The organism is Streptomyces sp. NPDC029296 (assembly GCF_055569255.1).
Map to the genome: position 1 here is coordinate 1 of NZ_JBVHXT010000055.1, position 15,660 is coordinate 15,660.

Annotated in this window: 14 protein-coding genes and 1 pseudogene; 8 read left to right on the forward strand and 7 right to left on the reverse strand. The window is 70.8% G+C overall.

What is annotated here, in order from left to right; genetic code table 11:
- Positions 1–366 precede the first annotated feature (366 nt).
- Positions 367–2,787 (reverse strand): M4 family metallopeptidase, encoded by a 2,421-nt coding sequence (locus ACZ4W9_RS35465; RefSeq protein ID WP_467942708.1) that lies wholly within the window; start codon positions 2,785–2,787, stop codon positions 367–369.
- A gap of 155 nt (positions 2,788–2,942) precedes the next feature.
- Here ACZ4W9_RS35465 and ACZ4W9_RS35470 point away from each other — a divergent pair, with 155 nt between their 5' ends.
- Together ACZ4W9_RS35470 and ACZ4W9_RS35475 are read left to right on the forward strand one after the other, a co-directional pair.
- The gene (locus ACZ4W9_RS35470; protein WP_467942711.1) at positions 2,943–3,902 is read left to right on the forward strand and encodes a LysR family transcriptional regulator; all 960 of its coding nucleotides are present in this window, start codon (positions 2,943–2,945) and stop codon (positions 3,900–3,902) included.
- Between the two features lie 136 nt (positions 3,903–4,038).
- On the forward strand, positions 4,039–5,022 hold the full coding sequence (locus ACZ4W9_RS35475; protein ID WP_467942713.1) for an intradiol ring-cleavage dioxygenase: 984 nt from the start codon (positions 4,039–4,041) through the stop codon (positions 5,020–5,022).
- Between the two features lie 223 nt (positions 5,023–5,245).
- Here the strand turns inward: ACZ4W9_RS35475 and ACZ4W9_RS35480 are convergent, their stop codons facing one another.
- Positions 5,246–5,467 carry a hypothetical protein gene (locus tag ACZ4W9_RS35480; RefSeq protein WP_467942715.1) on the reverse strand — a complete coding sequence of 74 codons (222 nt, stop codon included), beginning with the start codon at positions 5,465–5,467 and terminating at the stop codon, positions 5,246–5,248.
- A 319-nt stretch (positions 5,468–5,786) separates the two neighbouring features.
- On the opposite strand from ACZ4W9_RS35480, the gene ACZ4W9_RS35485 reads away from it, so the two are divergent.
- Both ACZ4W9_RS35485 and ACZ4W9_RS35490 read left to right on the forward strand, forming a co-directional pair.
- Positions 5,787–6,335, forward strand: coding sequence for a putative immunity protein (locus ACZ4W9_RS35485; RefSeq protein WP_467942718.1), 549 nt, complete (start codon positions 5,787–5,789; stop codon positions 6,333–6,335).
- A 330-nt stretch (positions 6,336–6,665) separates the two neighbouring features.
- The gene (locus ACZ4W9_RS35490; RefSeq protein WP_467942720.1) at positions 6,666–7,256 is read left to right on the forward strand and encodes a dihydrofolate reductase family protein; all 591 of its coding nucleotides are present in this window, start codon (positions 6,666–6,668) and stop codon (positions 7,254–7,256) included.
- Between the two features lie 62 nt (positions 7,257–7,318).
- Here ACZ4W9_RS35490 and ACZ4W9_RS35495 read toward each other — a convergent pair whose 3' ends face one another.
- From ACZ4W9_RS35495 to ACZ4W9_RS35505, 3 genes are all read right to left on the reverse strand, one after another.
- The gene (locus ACZ4W9_RS35495) at positions 7,319–8,119 is read right to left on the reverse strand and encodes an inositol monophosphatase family protein (protein ID WP_467942723.1); all 801 of its coding nucleotides are present in this window, start codon (positions 8,117–8,119) and stop codon (positions 7,319–7,321) included.
- Between the two features lie 161 nt (positions 8,120–8,280).
- Positions 8,281–9,105: a hypothetical protein gene (locus tag ACZ4W9_RS35500; RefSeq protein WP_467942726.1), complete on the reverse strand. Its 825-nt coding sequence runs from the start codon at positions 9,103–9,105 to the stop codon at positions 8,281–8,283.
- 231 nt (positions 9,106–9,336) lie between these two features.
- Positions 9,337–10,086, reverse strand: coding sequence for an abortive infection system antitoxin AbiGi family protein (locus ACZ4W9_RS35505; RefSeq protein WP_467942728.1), 750 nt, complete (start codon positions 10,084–10,086; stop codon positions 9,337–9,339).
- Positions 10,087–10,435: 349 nt separating this feature from the next.
- On the opposite strand from ACZ4W9_RS35505, the gene ACZ4W9_RS35510 reads away from it, so the two are divergent.
- Positions 10,436–12,079: an alkaline phosphatase D family protein gene (locus ACZ4W9_RS35510; protein ID WP_467942730.1), complete on the forward strand. Its 1,644-nt coding sequence runs from the start codon at positions 10,436–10,438 to the stop codon at positions 12,077–12,079.
- A 252-nt stretch (positions 12,080–12,331) separates the two neighbouring features.
- Positions 12,332–12,773 (forward strand): annotated as a pseudogene (locus ACZ4W9_RS35515) (GlxA family transcriptional regulator); the annotation flags it as partial.
- A 118-nt stretch (positions 12,774–12,891) separates the two neighbouring features.
- Here the strand turns inward: ACZ4W9_RS35515 and ACZ4W9_RS35520 are convergent.
- Positions 12,892–13,359: an ATP-binding protein gene (locus ACZ4W9_RS35520; protein WP_467942826.1), complete on the reverse strand. Its 468-nt coding sequence runs from the start codon at positions 13,357–13,359 to the stop codon at positions 12,892–12,894.
- Positions 13,360–13,497: 138 nt separating this feature from the next.
- Between ACZ4W9_RS35520 and ACZ4W9_RS35525 the strand changes: the two genes are divergently transcribed.
- Entirely contained in the window at positions 13,498–13,917 is a 420-nt protein-coding gene (locus tag ACZ4W9_RS35525) for an STAS domain-containing protein (protein ID WP_467942732.1), read from the forward strand.
- A 154-nt stretch (positions 13,918–14,071) separates the two neighbouring features.
- On the forward strand, positions 14,072–14,503 hold the full coding sequence (locus ACZ4W9_RS35530) for an ATP-binding protein (RefSeq protein ID WP_467942735.1): 432 nt from the start codon (positions 14,072–14,074) through the stop codon (positions 14,501–14,503).
- Positions 14,504–14,619: 116 nt separating this feature from the next.
- On the opposite strand, the gene ACZ4W9_RS35535 is transcribed toward ACZ4W9_RS35530, so the two are convergent.
- Positions 14,620–15,585 carry a hypothetical protein gene (locus tag ACZ4W9_RS35535; RefSeq protein ID WP_467942737.1) on the reverse strand — a complete coding sequence of 322 codons (966 nt, stop codon included), beginning with the start codon at positions 15,583–15,585 and terminating at the stop codon, positions 14,620–14,622.
- Positions 15,586–15,660: the final 75 nt, after the last annotated feature.

Genomic DNA, 15,660 nt, shown 5'->3' on the forward strand with positions numbered 1-15,660 from the left:
GCTGTGGGCTCGTGGCGCCTGGCGACGTCATCCAGATAAGCAGCCCCGGGAGGTGCCCGCAATGACCCCCTTTACTAGTGGTGGCCGGATCGGACTAGAATGCCGGGAATGTGGCGTGCGTCTCAATCCGCAGGTCAGAGGGGATGCGGGAAGGGGTGAATCGGGCAAATGCGACTACGGTCCGGAGTCGTAGGTGACGTGCGTCATGTGGGGCCCTTCACCGGCCCGCACGCACCCCGCGCCCGGATCTTCGCACAGGGTCACCATTCGGGACCACCGAATGTGACCGCTGATGACACACTGGAGTCGATGTGCCGTGGTCCCGCACCCGGAGATGGCGTGCGGGACCGTGTCGGCGGTACGTGCTCAGCTGGTCGTCAGCGCGGTGTCGTCCACGACGAAGTTGGTGGCGAGGTAGGCGTCCTCGACGCCGGTGAACTTCAGGGTCACCGTCTGGCCCGCCAGCGAGGACAGGTCGAGGGACTTCTGGCTGTAGCCGGAGGCCGCGTTGGCGTTCGAGTAGGTCGCGAGGGTCTTCGAGCCGGCGGTCACCGTCAGCTTGTCGTAGACGGTGCTGCCGCTCTCCGCGGTGTCGATGTGCAGGTAGAAGGTCAGGGTCGCCTTGCAGCCCGCGGGGATCGTCACCGACTGCGACAGCGTGTCGGTGTGCGCGGAGCCCCAGCCGTTGAGCCAGGCCGTCCAGGAGCCGCCGTGGGCCGGTTCACGGGTGTCGTTGTTGATGATGCCGCTGTTGGTCCAGCCGGTGTCACCGGACTCGAAGCCCGGGTTGGCCAGGAGCTGGGCCGAGGTGCAGCCGCCACCGCCGCCGCTGGTGCTGACGGTCCAGGAGAAGGTCGTGGTGCCGGTGGTGCCGGTGGTGCCGGTGGTGCCGGTGGAGTCCTTCACCGTGACGGTGGTGCTGTAGGTCCCGGCCGCGGTGGGCGTGCCGGTGATCAGGCCGGTGGAGGCGTTGATCGTCAGGCCGGTGGGCAGGCCGGAGGCGCTGTAGGTCAGGGAACCGCCGCTGGTGCTGGACGCCTGGATCTGGAGGCTGACCGCGGTGCCCACGGCGGTGTTCTGGCTGCCCGGGTTGGTGACGGTCACCCCGCTGCTGGGCGGGGTGATGTGGCTGCCGACGTTGATGCCGGCGAAGGCGTTGCCGACCGCCGCGTACTGGGCGGAGTTGGTGCCGTAGAGCGCGGAGGCGGCGTTGAGGGCGGCGGTGCGGGCGCCGGCGTAGTTGGTGCTGGACGTCATGTACGTCGTCAGCGCCTTGTACCAGATCTTCAGCGCGGCGTCCCGGCCGATGCCGGTGACGGCGACGCCGTCGGAGGTCGGGCTGTTGTACGTGACGCCGTTGATGGTCTTGGTGCCGCTGCCCTCGGACAGCAGGTAGAACATGTGGTTCGCCGGGCCCGAGGAGTAGTGCACGTCGAGGTTGCCGAGGGAGGAGGACCAGGAGTCCGCGGAGTTGCCGTCCTTGCTGGGCTTGTCCATGTAGCGCAGCGGGGCGCCGGTGCCGTTGAGGTCGACCTTCTCGCCGATGAGGTAGTCACCGGGGTCGGAGCTGTTGTTGGCGTAGAACTCCACGCCGGTGCCGAAGACGTCGGAGGTGGCCTCATTGAGACCGCCGGACTCGCCGCTGTAGTTGAGACCGGCGGTGTGGGAGGTGACGCCGTGGGTCATCTCGTGGCCGGCGATGTCCAGCGAGGTCAGCGGGTCGTTGTTCCCGGTACCGTCGCCGTAGGTCATGCAGAAGCAGCTGTCGTCCCAGTACGCGTTGGCGTAGGCGTTGCCGTAGTGGACGCGGGAGTAGGCGGCCTGGCCGTCGTTCTTGATGCCGCTGCGGCCGAAGGCGTCCTTGTAGAAGTCCCAGGTCTCCTGGGCGCCGTAGGCGGCGTCCGCGGCGGCCGTGGCGGCGGTGGAGTTGGTGCCGTCGCCCCAGGTGTCGCTGGACTGGCTGAACAGGGTGCCGGTGCCGGAGGTGGCGTGGTTGAGGTTGTAGGTCTTGTGGCCACCGCGCGTGGCGTCGGTCAGGGTGTACGACGAGCCCGACTTGGTCGTGGTCAGCGAGACCTGGCCGCTGTAACGGGTGTTGCCGACGCCGGTCTCGATGTCCTGGTACCGGTACAGCTCCTTGCCGGTGGTGGCGTCGGTGACGACGTGCAGCCTGCTGGGGGTGCCGTCGTCCTGGAAGCCGCCGATCACGGTCTCCCAGGCGAGCTTCGGGGTGCCGGTACCGGCCCAGATCACCTTGCGGACGTTCTCGGCGGTGGGTTCCTCGGCCGCCAGGCCCCTGGCGGTCTTCAGCGCCTTGGTCTCGGCGGCGGCCTTGGTGAAGGTCGCGGTGGTGGAGGACACCGCGACCTTGCGCTTGGTGTTGTACGTGGTGCTCACGGTGCCCTTGGCCCGCGAGGCGGGCGGGGTGTGCACGACGAGGTCGCCACCGAGGACGGGCAGACCGGCGTACGTGCGCTCGTAGCGGGTGTGCAGGGTGCCGTCGTTGTCCTTGACGACGTCCCTGACGACCAGCTTCTCCTTGGCACCGAGACCAAGGGTGCGCGCGGTGCCGGCCGTCTTGTCCTGGACACTCCGGATCAGGGCCTTGCGCTGGACCGGGCTGAGCTTGGCCTCCAGCGCGCCGGTGCGCAGGGGGCTGAGGTGGTGCGCGGTGGCAGGGGCGGAACCGCCCTCGGCGGCCGCGGCGGCGGTGCCCGCGAGAGTGCCCGCGAGGCCCGCCGTCAGCGCGAGCGCTGTGAGGGCCGCCGTGAGTCTGGTGGGGTGCACGTCTGCTCCGGTTCCATGAGGGGAGTTGGCGGGATGCGCCGAGTATGAGCGTGGACATGGCGAAAAAGGGACCTCCCATCGGTCATAAGGCCGGAGTTATGAAGCCCCCCGGCCCGGGCCCCCACGACGTCTGTCGGCCCGCATATGCTGGTGAAATGCAGCTGGAGTTGAGGCATCTCGAAGCTGTCCGACGGATAGCGGAAGCGGGCAGCCTGGGGCGTGCGGCGGCTCGGCTCGGGGTGTCCCAGCCGGCCCTGTCCGCCCAGCTACGCCGCATCGAACAGGTGACGGGCGGCGAGCTGTTCGTCCGCGGCAGGCTCGGCGTCGAGCCCACCCCGCTGGGCGAGTTCGTGCTGTCCGCGGCACGCCGGGTTCTTCGCGAGATGGACGCCCTGACGGCCGGAACACGAGCCGCCGCACCGCATCCGACGCTGCGGCTCGGCTGCGTCCTGCTCGTCCTCGTGGACCGGCTGCTCGAACGCGTGGAGGAGGAGTTGCCCGGCCACGAGATCGACATCACCACCGAGCACTCGGCGACCACGCTCACCCGCATGCTCGGCACCGGCCAGTACGACGCGATCCTGTACGGGGAGGTCGCCGACTACGAGGTGCCGCTCCCCGATGGTGTGGCGGCCCGGACGCTCGTGCCGAAGGAACCGGCCTGCGTACGGCTGTCGGCCACCCACCCACTGGCCGGGCAGGAACAGATCGAACTCGCCGATCTCGCGGGCGAGACGTGGACGGCGCTGACCGACGACGGCGACGGGGGTCCGGAGGCCATGGCCGACGCCTGCCGCCGGGCCGGCTTCATGCCGAGGCTGCGCTACCGGATCGACGACCGCAAGATGCGCTGGGAGCTGATCGCCGCCGGGCGGGCCATCTCCCTGTGCCAGCCCACCTCCCCGCCCGCCGAAGGCACGGTACTGCGCCCACTGGCCGGCGACCCGATCACGGAACGCATCCGGCTCGCCTGGAACCGGGCCGCGGTCTCCGAACGGCGCGCCCGCCTGCTGTACCGGGCGGCGGGACGCGCGTACCTCGACAGCATCCCCAACAACACCTTCTACCGCACCTGGTGGGAAGCCCGCCCCGAACTCCACCCGGCCCTCGACTGAGCACACGCACGGGCGGCGGGGAGACGGTCTTCACCGGCGCGGCGGACACGGCGGGTGCCCTAGGGCGGGTGTTTCATATGAGACTCACAGAGGATTTCACATGGGGTTCACAGTCAGCGCCCCTACTGTCCTGTACATGTCTAGTCCCTCCCTCGAAGAGCCTGACAACGCCCTCGTGTCCCGACTCGTGTCCCGCCGCCGCATGCTGTTCCTGAGCGGCGCTGCCGGCGCCGTGGCCCTCGGCGGGGCGGGTGCCGTCGCGAGCGCCGCCGACCGGAGCCCCACCGGTGCCGGCACCCTCGCCTCGGTGAAGGCGGCCGCCTCCGCGTCGAGCGCTTGCATGTCGCTGACCACGGAGCAGATCGAAGGCCCTTACTACATCGACTACGAGCTCTTCCGGAAGAACGTGGTCGAGGATCGCACCGGGATTCCGCTGCTCCTCGTGCTGCGCGCCGTGGACAGCGCGACCTGCAAGCCCCTGCGCAACTCGGCCGTCGAGATCTGGCACTGCGACGCTTCCGGTGTCTACTCCGGCTACACCCAGATCGGCAACGGCGGTGGTGGCGGCACGCCTCCCGGCCCGCCGCCCTCCGGCACACCGACGGCACCTCCGGACGGTCCCGGTGGTCCGGGCGGTCCGGGCGGCGGGGGCGGTCACGCGACCCCGACCGACGACCTCACCTGGCTGCGCGGCATCCAGATGACCGACCACCAGGGCTTCGTCACCTTCCGGACCGTCTTTCCCGGCTGGTACACCGGCCGGGCCGTCCATGTCCACACCAAGGTGCACACCGGCGGCTCCCGGACCTCCGACGGCTACACCGGCGGACGCACCTGTCACACCGGGCAGTTCTACTTCCCCGAGGACGCGGTCAAGGCCACCGCGGACACCACCCCCTATTCGGCGAACACCGTCACACGGGTGACCCTCGACCAGGACTCGATCTACCCGGGCACCGGCACACAGGGCGGTCTCCTCAAGCTCGTCTACGACAAGAAGCACATCGAGCGCGGCGTCATCGGCTCCCTCACCATGGCGGTCGACCCCGGCGCCACGAACGACGGCGGGGGCGCACCCGGCGGACCCGCTCCCACCACCTCGGCGTCACCGTCCGCCTGACACATCGACACCAGGCACCGGTGACCGGCCGAGCGGCCCGGACGCCATGGTCGTCCGGCCCGCCGCCGTGCCCGTCCCGCCGTGTTCCCGGTGCGCGGGCCGTCCATGCTGGAGCCGGCCAGTGCCAGGCCGCGAGTCCCACCGAAGTCGCCGTCGCGCCGCGGGTCGAAGGCCGCCGGGCCAGCTCGGCACCGGGCGGGTCGGCGCCCGGTGGCAACGGCGGTCAGACCCAGATGGACAGGCGGGCGGTGGTGGGGGCGACGTCACAGAAGTAGCTGGCCGCCAGGCCGCGGGCCACGTAGTCCTTGCCGGCCGCGTCACAGGCGGCGGCGCTCGGGTACATGCCGGCGTACGTGTATCCGATGGCTTGGGCGGACGGGGCGAGCAGCAGGGCGGCTGCGGCCAGCAGTCCGGTCAGGCTCAGGGTCGAAATCGTTTTGCGCATGGGTGTGTTGCTGCCTTCCTGTTCCGGTGGCGAGTGCTCCGGTCGTGATGGTCCGGTGCGTGGTGTGCAGCTTCCTTCACGGACGGACCGGAGAGCAATGGTCGAGACCAAAGCAATTCGGCAGCCGTCGGGTCAGCCCTGGCCGAGCGGACGGCTTACCGCCTCCCATCCCGCGGAGCGGTCGGCTCGCCGGTTCCAGCCCGCTGCGGCCGGGCGGCCTTCCAGGATCCTGCCTCCTCGGGGGCGAGTCGGCGTGGGATCGGCTCTCGGTGCCGCCGCAGCCGCCTGGTCGTCCGGCACAAGGGTCGAGGATGGAGTCATGACAGCGGAAATGGGCGAGATCGCTCTGAGCAGGCAAGAGCTTCGTGAGGTCACCGCGTTCGCCGCAGCGTGCGCGGACAGGGCGCTCGAGGTCTTCGAGAGCGACCGGCCGGACGACTCGCGGCCTCGGGAGGCTGTCCGCGCCGCGTGGGAGTTCGCTCGAGGCGGTGAGCGGGGAAAGGCCCTGCGCGACAGTGCGTGGGCGGCCCTCAAGGCGGCCAAGGGCGCGGACACCGCGGCCGCGCGCGAGGCGGCGCGGGCGGCGATGTCCGCGGCAGGCGCCGCCTACCTGCATCCGCTGGCCAAGTCCACCCAGGTCAAGCACATCCTCGGGGCCGGCGCTCACGCGGCCAGGGCGGCCGAACTCGTCGCCGACGATGATCGGAGCGTTGGTGTCGAGCACCTTGAGCAGACGTTGCAGCGTGCGACACCGGTCCTCGTCGACGTGCTCAAACGCTTCCCGACGGCGCCGAGTGGCGGCGGACGGGTCGGTGAGTTGATCCGCATGCTGGATGCCGGCCTTCGCTCGCTCACCCTCGCCGAGTGACTTCGCACGTGCGGACGGTGCGGCCCGCCTCGGCCGGCGCTCGGCCACGTCGTCCGTCAGGACCGGCGGGGCGCGCGGCAGCCGGGCGGTGGGGGGCGGGGCAGGGTTCGACGACGGTCCGCCGGTTCCCGGAGTGGGCGAAGGGAGCCTGTCGCGAGCACGCGGGTCGCGTACGTCACGAGCGCTGGACATCGTGAAGTCGCAGGTCATGGGGCTGTCGTGTGGTCTCTTCGGCGTTCCTGGGATCGCTCGCAGCCTCAGGGCGATGAGTTTCGCGGTGCACCACGGTCAATCTCCCGACACCTCCGATCAACCGTCCGGGAGGACCTCATGACCGCCGTCTACACCGCCGACATCTTTTCCACCGTCGATGGCTTCGGCGCCCCGAAGCCCGGCACCTGGGGTGGTTACTGGGGCAAACAGAGCCCCGCGTTGCTCGACCACCGGCTCGCGCTGTACCGCGAGGAGCAGCGGATGGTGTTCGGTGCCCACACCTACCGGTTGTTCGCGCGATTCGAGCGGCTGCGGGGCGCCGGCCCCGAGGTCGACAAGGCAGGCGACCCCTGGGTCACCCGGATGAGGGCACTACCGGCAACCGTGGTGTCGACGACGCTGCAAGGGCCCCTCGAATGGCCGGACGCGACATTGGCCAAGGGTGACGCCGTGGAAGTCGTCGCCCGGCTCAAGGAGGAGTCCGAGGTCCCGTTGCGCTCGCACGGCAGCGTGTCGATGAACCGGGCGTTGATGGCCGCCGGCCTGGTCGACCGCCTCCAGCTGACGATCTTCCCTGTGATCACCGGGCGGACCGGAGCGCACCGGATCTTCCAGGACGCGGCCGACTTCGGCCTTGAGCTGATCGAGAGCCGGACGTTCGACGGCGGCATCCAGGAGCTTGTCTACCGTCCCACGCCGCATGCCTGAGCGGGGCGCGCACCGCACATGACGAGTGCGCCCGGCCCGGACGAACGCACGCGGTCGCAGCACTACCCCCGGCTGCGCGTCATCGACATCAGCAGCCCGTGGGTCTCCTCGTCGGCAGCGACCACGAGCCCACGACCCCCCTCGCCGACCGGTGCACCGTCGATGCCGGTGACCACGCAGCCGGCGGCCCGGCACAAGGCGATGCCGGCCGCGAAATGCACGCTGCCGGAGAGGTCGCCGCCATCGGTGACATACGCGGCGCGCTTGCCCGCGGCCACCCAGGCCAGGGCCAGCGTCGTGGAAACGACACGCGGCCGGAAACGCGCGACGAACTCCGGGTGTGCCAGCAGATCCACGGCCCGGAAGCCGGGCGCGTTCGGGAACGGCGGATCCAGGTTGACGTCCACCAACCGGGTAGCGGCCGTGGGCCTCAGCAGCACGTCGTCGGCCCCGTCACGCCGCGCCCAGGCACGCTCCCCATCGGTGAAGAACACCTCCCCGCCGAACGGGTCGGCCACGGCCGCCGCCCCCTCGCGCAGTGCCACGTTGACGGCCACCAGCATGTTGCCGACAGCGTAGTTCAGCGTGCCGCACAGGGGATCCACCAACCACTGGCGCACGGCGTCGACGGCACCCCGCTGACCGCCTTCCTCGCCGAGCACGGCGTCGTCGGGCCGTGCGGCGCGGATGACGCCGAGGATCGTCTTCTCGGCCTCCACGTCGGCGGCGGTGGCGAAGTCACCCGCGCCCTTGTCGATGCGGTCGAGCCGCCGGCCGTACAGGGCGCGGACCACGTCCGCGCCGGCCCGTGCCCCGGCTGTCGCGACGGCGGCATCGTCCGCACCCGTGTATGAGTCGATCATGCCGTGCAGATTATCGAGGCGGAGCCGCCGCCCCGGCGCCCCTCCCGGTCGGAGCACCAGCCGCCGGGCGACTACCGACTCCGGGACGGCCCGGCCGAGTCGGCCGGCCGACGGGTACGGGCCCGGGGGCGGCCGGGTGGCGGCCGGCGTCGGTCCCGGCCTCAGTCGTTCCGCGGCTGTACGGGCGGGCGTGTGGGCACCGGGGCGCGCAGCTTGGTGGGGTCGAGGATCCGGTCGCGCGGCGGCGGGGTGGTGCGCACGGGTTCGCCCTGGTCGGTGAAGGTGATGTCGAAGGGCTCGTCGCCGCCTGTGACCGTGATCCTCAAGGGGTACGGCTCGCCCTCCTTCGCGATGTATTCGGTCGTGGTGTCGGTCGTGGTCTTCTCTACGAGCACGGCGGCGGGGCGGCCGTCCACGGCGGCATCGGTTTCGCGTGTGAAGCCCCCGTCGGACGTGAGGCTCAGTGACTCGGTCCGGGCATGGATGGCGTCGCACACGCTCCCGACGACCTTCGACATTCCCCTGGGGGGCTTGACCCAGCGGTCCGTGAAGATCCCGACCATCTTCTCGGTCTCCTCGGCCGTCATCCCACGGCTGAAGCTGGTCCGCCAGAACGTCTCCTCGGCCTTGAAGTAGACCAGGGAGCCCTTCTTGATGATGTGCATGACCGAGTCACGGTTGACCGTGCCGTTGCAGGAGCCGTGGTCGTCCACGGCCAGGTCGACTTCCAGCTGCCGGCCGTCACTGGTGAACGTGCCGACCCAGCGCATACTCGGAGCGTTCTTGAAGGCCGCCACGGACTGATGGTGGATCCGCTCGGGCGTCATGGTGTCGAAGGGGTGCTCCGGTGCGCCGTGGCTCCCGGACTTCGGCCCCGTGCCCGTAACGCCGGTGCCGGTACTGCCCGTGCCGCAGCCGGTGATGATCACTGTGGTGGCGGCACACAGCAGCGCGCCCGCGGCGCGGTCGCCGAGGTAGTGCTTCACGTGCGAGTTCCCTCCCCTGTCGAACCCACTGACTGTATGCGGTCAAGACCGGAGACGGGCGCGGCGGGATGGGTTTCCGGTGGTCCGCGCTCTGTGGCGGATGGCGGGTACCGGTGGGAACGGACAGGCACACGAGCCGCCATGACCCGCCGCCTTCACCGCCCCGGGCGCCCTTCCTTCCCGCTGTCCGCTTCACTCGGCCGGTGCACGGGTGGGTGGGCCGGGTTCGTGTCACCGGGGGAACGGGCCGGGCTCGGAGACCCCGGCGAGCTCGGCGATCATCCGCTCCAGGCCCCAGCGGGCGTCGACCAGCTTGGGTCGCCTTCCCTTCGGCTTCAGCTCGGAGAGGTGGTCGTCGAAGTCGTCGTGCTGGTCTTCCGGCGCGAAGACCACGACCAGGTCCCCGAAGGTGAAGTGGAGATCGCCGACATGGCGCCACTCCCGCTCCCACCAGAACTCCTTGCGGACCCCCAGCGGCTTTCCCATCTGCTCGATGAAGGGGGTCAATCGCAGGACATCGGCCTTCGCGGCCGCGCCCTCCCCTCCCCCGGACGGGTCGTCGGCGACTTCCCTGACGCCGGCAACCATGTTGTTGACAGGGACGGTCAGCCAGTCGTGGCCGGGAGTGATGTCGAGGTACCAGACGGGATTGGCACCCATGCGCCGCGCGAAACTGCGGGTGAAGGCCAGGCCGTAGCCGCTGAACCGCATGGTGCGGTTGGGGATGTCCTCGCACATCATCCAGGCGTGTTCGAGGGGTGTCTCGGTGAAGCAGACAGTGCGCTGGGTGTTCGCGATGGCCTCGTACTCCTTCGCGAGCTCGGCCGCCATGCCGAAGACGCTGCGGGCCTCTATCGTGCGATCGTCCAAGATCGCCTTCAGGTTCTCCTTGGCCGTGCCGTCCGCGGTGCCACGGGTGAAGTGCACCACGAAGGCGGACAAGTCGGTGCGACGGTGGAGCAGCGTCTCGATCGACGGCATGTATGCCTCTCCTGGAAGGATGCGAGAGTGGGGCGTCACTCGGCCGTTTCGGCCCGAGCGCAAAGTCTGGCCCACTCCCCCGCCGGCCGGCCAGGCGACTGCCCGTGTTCCGGAGTCTCGTGCAGGGCCCGGCCAGACCACCACCCAGCCCGTGCACGGCAGTTCGGCGGGGACCGCGTAACCGACACGGTGGTCGACGGCGGCGCCGGAGGGCGGGATGGTCCGGCCGGTTCCGGAACGAAGGCTTCCGTCATGTGAGCGTCATGAGCCTGCCAGGCTCCTGCCCCGTCGCGGTAGTCACGGCCCTGTCAACTGCCCCCTGCATCGACCGCGACAGGGGAGAGACCGGATGACACCCGCAGCAGACCCGCCGTCCCAGCACGCCCCCGAACTGCGCGCCGCCGCCAGGCACCTCGGCCGGCGGCGCTTCCTCACCGTCACCGGTGCCGCCGCCGCACTCGCCTTCGCCGTGAACCTGCCCGCCGCCGGCACGGCCGCCGCCGCCGAGCTCGACGCCCGGAGCATCACCGACGACCCCTTCACGCTGGGCGTGGCCTCCGGCGACCCGCTTCCGGGCTCCGTCCTGCTGTGGACCCGGCTGGCCCCGCAGCCGTACCAGCCCGACGGCGGACTGCCCGCGCGGCGCGTCACCGTGCACTGGGAACTGGCCCATGACGCGAACTTCCGGCGGATCGTCAGACGCGGCACGGCACTCGCCCATCCCGAGTTCAGCCACACCGTCCACGTGGAAGTGCCCCACCTGCCGGCGGACCGCGTGTTCTTCTACCGCTTCCGGGCCGGCGCGTGGCTGAGCCCCGCCGGCCGCACCCGCACCGCCCCGCTGCCCGGCTCCCGCCCCGCCGCGCTCACCCTGGGCGCCGTCTCCTGCCAGGCCTACACCGACGGCTACTACACCGCCTACCGCCACCTCGCCGACGAGGACGTGGACGTCGTCTTCCACTTGGGCGACTACCTGTACGAGTACGCCGTCGACGCCACCGGGAACCACCGCGCTTACACCGACCGCACCCTCCCGGCCCACTACGACCGCGAGACGGTGACGCTGGAGGACTACCGGCTGCGCTACGCCCTGTTCAAGTCCGACCCGGACCTGATGGCCGCGCACGCCGCGCACCCCTTCGTCGTCACCTGGGACGACCACGAGACGGAGAACAACTACGCCGACGACACCCCGGAGGACGGCGGCTCCTCCGAGGAGTTCCTGCTGCGCCGCGCCTCCGCCTACCGCGCCTACTGGGAGAACCAGCCACTGCGCCGGCCCCAGGTGCCCACCGGCTCCGACATGCGGCTCTACCGCCGCCTCCACTGGGGACGACTCGCCCAGTTCGACGTCCTGGACACCCGCCAGTACCGCTCGGACCAGGCCTACGGCGACGGCTGGCAGTACCCCGGCCCGGAGTCCGAGGACCCGGCGCGCACGCTCACCGGTGCCACGCAGGAACGGTGGCTGATCGACGGCTGGCGTGCCTCGCGGGCGCTGTGGAACGTCGTACCGCAGCAGGTCACCTTCTCCCAGCGGCACAACACCACCGCTACGCCGTCCAAGGTCTCCATGGACTCCTGGGACGGCTACCCGGCCTCCCGCGAGCGGGTCCTGGCGGGGGCGGAGGCCGCCGGCGTGGAGAACCTCATGGTCCTGACCGGCGACGTGCACGTGCACTACGCGTTCGACATCAAGCGCGACTTCGCCGACCCCGGCTCCCGGACCGTGGGCACGGAGATCGTCACCACCTCGATCACCAGCGGGCGCGACGGGGCGGACCGGCCGAGCAACTGGGCCACCTATCTCGCGGCCAACCCGCACATGAAGTTCTACAACGGACGGCGCGGCTACGTGACCGTCGCGCTCGGACAGGAAGCGGCCCGCGCCGACTTCAAGACCGTCCCGTACGTCACCAGGCCCGGCGCCCCCGTCACGACCGCGGCGTCCTTCGTCACGGAAGCCGGCGCCCCGGGACTCGAGCCGGCCTGAACCCCGGCACGGCGGCGAGGCACACAGGCCGGCCCGGACCGCTGGGGCGACCACCCCGGCGAACGGCCTGGAGCAGAGCCTGCCCCCACTCGCCGCACCGGGCCCCGGCCCGAGTACGTCCAGTACGAGGGCCGGGACCCGGCACTCCCCCGCCCTCCGGCCGGGCTCCGGCACGGCGTGCCCGCGCCGCTCCTCGGCCTCCCGCCGTCGGCGCCCCCGGTCCACGTCCATCCCCCAGGCTGCGTGAAACCGGCTCGGTGGCAGGACCTCAGGACGGTCACGGGCCCGCTGGACACGCTGATCGTCGTGGGGGGCGTCGGGTGCGAGGACGCGGCGGCCGACGAACCACTCCTGGGACAGGTGCGCCGGCTGGCCGCCCGCAGCCGGCGGGTGGCGTCCGTCTGCACGGGCGCCTATGTGCTGGCAGCGGCCGGACTGCTGGACCACAGACGGGCGACGACCCACTGGGGGTGGGGTGAACGGCTCGCCGAGCGGCACCCCGCCGTGGCCGTGGACGTGGGCCCGCTCTGCATCCGCGACGGCCATGTCTACACCTCGGCCGGGGTCACCAGCGCGCTGGACCTGACCCTGTCGCTGATCGAGGACGACCACGGTCCGACACTGACCCGTACCGTCGCCCGGGAACTCGTCACCCCCCCTGCACCGCCCCGCCGAGGCGGCACCGCCGTGCGGTTCCACGGCGAGGAGGGTCCGACCCGGGGGGAGCAGATCGCGGACCTGTTCCGCGAGACCTGTGAGTTCCGCGTCCTCACCGGGGATGCGGGCAAGTGCCGTTCGGCCCCTCCGACCGCTCAACCGCCGTTCCAGGCGCTGACGCCGAGCGGCTCGTCCGTCAGGGCCAGGCGGGCGATGATGCGCTTGCCGACCGGCTCTCGCACGGCTTCGAAGCTCTGGCAGACGGCCATGATGATCTCCAGGCCGTGCTGCCCCACCCGGCCCACATCGGCGGCACGAGCCACCGGCAGCACGGGATCGGAGTCCCACACCTGGACCTCCACCAGATCGCCGACGATCCGCAGATCCATCAGGATCGGGCCGGCGGCGTACTTCTGCGCATTGGTGACCAGTTCGCTCACGACCAACTGCGTCACCTCCACAGCCCGCTGGGAAACCGGGACACCCTGCTCGGAGCGCATCCGGGTCAGGAACCCGGCAGCCGTGTGGCGCGCCTCGGCGATGCAGGGACCCTGCTCGTCCAGAACCACCGCAACGCTCAGGAGAGCGTCATCCGAGCGACACGCCACACCGTCGTCGCCCACCAAGCCCCGTACCATCCGCACCGCCTCCGCGCGATCTCATGCCTCCGAACCCCGGATACCCCCGATCGGGCCGGACAAGCCGGGGCGGCCACAATGTTGGCTAGGCCACACGGCGGCGTCGTCCGTACGATGCCGGGCATGATCCAGGACGGAAAGCAGGTCGTAGCCGAGACCGAGGATGCCGGGCAGAACGTGGTGGACATCGAGAAGGGGCACCGGCCCGAGCCGTTGGACGTCGTATCCACCGTCACCCGCGGCGTCAGCGTGGTGACCGTGGCCGGCGAAATCGACCACACCAGCGTCGGCCCCCTCGTCCGGGCTCTGGACCTCGGCGCTCTCGGCTCCCGGCCCCGCGTGGTCATCGACATGCGGGACGTGACGTTCATGGACTCCAGCGGAATCAACGTGCTGCTCGCCGCCCGCCTCGACCTCGCCTCGACGGGTGGTTGGTTGCGCCTGGCCGGCGCGCAGGACTCCGTCATGCGGACCCTCGGGATCGTGGGCGTCGACACCCTCATCCCCTGCTATCCCAGCCTCCGCGAAGCCCTCCCCGCCTGACCGGAACCGGCCGCGGCCTGCCCCCGGCGACGGCGGTGAGCGGCACTCTCCGTGAAGAAGTCGGTCCTACGGCGCATCACCGCCTGTTCACGTTGAGCTGCCGCGTGCCGGGGAAGACGGGACAGGAAACCGTCGGTTGGCAGAAGGAGAGACCATGACGGACGACTCATCGCTGAGGGCTGTCGGGTGGGCGCGCTCGTTGCCGATCAGCGCCGGGGTGAGGGAAGCCAGGGACTGGACGCGTACCCACATGATCGCACTCGGCTGGGACAGGACAGCACCGGCTCTGGTGGACTCGGTGGTGCTGGCCGTCTCGGAGTTGGTCACCAACGCCCATGTCCACGCCCACAGCGCGGCACAGCTCATCCTCACCTGGGACAAGCAATGCCTGCACGTGACGGTGCACGACGCCTCGCCCCGGCTGCCCGAGCAGCGCCGCACGGATCACAGCGCCCTCGGGGGACGCGGGCTGCTCCTGGTCGACGCCCTCGCCGACGACTGGAAGGTCCGCCGTTGTCCCCGCGGGAAGGACGTCACCGCTTGCTTTCAACCGCCCCCAGCGGCGGAGGCCACACAAGGGGGGTAGCCGCACGCGTCCTGTCCACGAGGAGCCGAGGCCGTTCGGCGCGGGGCATGGTGCCGTCTCACGCACAGTGATGATCGTGTTCAGGGTGGTCGTCGGCCGCGGACGACCGCCGGTGGTCAGTGGCAGATGCGGGCGGTCGTGACGGCGCCGCCCGCATTCTCGTCGTCCGTGCCGAGGAGCGCGGTGCCGGAGCCGGACACGCAGTCCAGGGCCTCGACCTTGTGGCCCTTGAACGTCCGCAGGATCTCGGGCGACTTGGCCACCGTGAGCCGTACCCGGCCCGAGCGGTCGAGCGACACCGACCCCGCGTCGCTCACCGCCGAGTCGAACGGCCCGTCGTCCCCCTCGTCCGACGCCGAGGCGATCAGCAGTCGGCCCGAGTCGGTGACGGAAAGGTCGGAGGCGTGCCGGACGTCTTTCGAGGGATACGGTGCGTGGTAGGCGGCCTTCGTGACGGGGCCGAACACCGGCTCCCCGTACGTGTCGAACGACAGCGGTGCCGCGTACAGCGTCGCCGGCCGGCCCTCGCCTTCGCCCCGGTCGGCCCAGACCGCCGCCAGCCTGTCGTGCCGGGACACGAGCGTGAAGCTCTCGAAGTTGTCGCCCTGGCCGATCGCCGGGAGCGGCGAGAGGTCGCGGACCTCGACCGCGCTCGCGTCGTCGGTGACCTCCAGGTGGTAGACGATGCCCCGGCTCGCCACGGCCAGGTACTCGTCGGACGTGCCCGGCACCGCTTCGAGCGCCTCCAGGTCGATCGGCTCGGCGCCACCCTTCCATTCGAGTGGCCGCACAGCGGCCGTACCACCGGACTCACCTGCCTTGTAGGTGAGTTGGGCGATGCGGTTCTCTCCGCGGCGCTTGTTGTCCAGGGCGATCACGGCCCGGTGGGTGCCGCCCCTGGACGAGGTGACGGCGAGTCCGCTGATGCCGCTCCTCATGTCGTCGCCGACCTGCGTCCATCCGGTGGCGGCGAGCGCCGGCGCGTCACTTGTCCGAGCCTCGGTCACTCCCGTGCCGGCGGCCACGGCTCCTCCCGCGCAGAGCACGGCGACGGTGGTCAGGGCGGTCTTGCGCAACCTCATTGAGTTCTCCCCGGTGACGTGACGCGCGTAGATGATCAGATGATCCGCGAACGTAGTGGCCCGCTCGCCCTCCCG

Coding starts and splice junctions, on each gene's coding strand:
- ACZ4W9_RS35470 (WP_467942711.1), top strand. CDS start 2,943: ATGCAGCTGGAGTTGAGGCATCTCGAAGCTGTCCGACGGATAGCGGAA.
- ACZ4W9_RS35475 (WP_467942713.1), top strand. CDS start 4,039: ATGTCTAGTCCCTCCCTCGAAGAGCCTGACAACGCCCTCGTGTCCCGA.
- ACZ4W9_RS35480 (WP_467942715.1), bottom strand. CDS start 5,467: ATGCGCAAAACGATTTCGACCCTGAGCCTGACCGGACTGCTGGCCGCA.
- ACZ4W9_RS35485 (WP_467942718.1), top strand. CDS start 5,787: ATGACAGCGGAAATGGGCGAGATCGCTCTGAGCAGGCAAGAGCTTCGT.
- ACZ4W9_RS35490 (WP_467942720.1), top strand. CDS start 6,666: ATGACCGCCGTCTACACCGCCGACATCTTTTCCACCGTCGATGGCTTC.
- ACZ4W9_RS35495 (WP_467942723.1), bottom strand. CDS start 8,119: ATGATCGACTCATACACGGGTGCGGACGATGCCGCCGTCGCGACAGCC.
- ACZ4W9_RS35505 (WP_467942728.1), bottom strand. CDS start 10,086: ATGCCGTCGATCGAGACGCTGCTCCACCGTCGCACCGACTTGTCCGCC.
- ACZ4W9_RS35510 (WP_467942730.1), top strand. CDS start 10,436: ATGACACCCGCAGCAGACCCGCCGTCCCAGCACGCCCCCGAACTGCGC.
- ACZ4W9_RS35525 (WP_467942732.1), top strand. CDS start 13,498: ATGATCCAGGACGGAAAGCAGGTCGTAGCCGAGACCGAGGATGCCGGG.
- ACZ4W9_RS35530 (WP_467942735.1), top strand. CDS start 14,072: ATGACGGACGACTCATCGCTGAGGGCTGTCGGGTGGGCGCGCTCGTTG.
- ACZ4W9_RS35535 (WP_467942737.1), bottom strand. CDS start 15,585: ATGAGGTTGCGCAAGACCGCCCTGACCACCGTCGCCGTGCTCTGCGCG.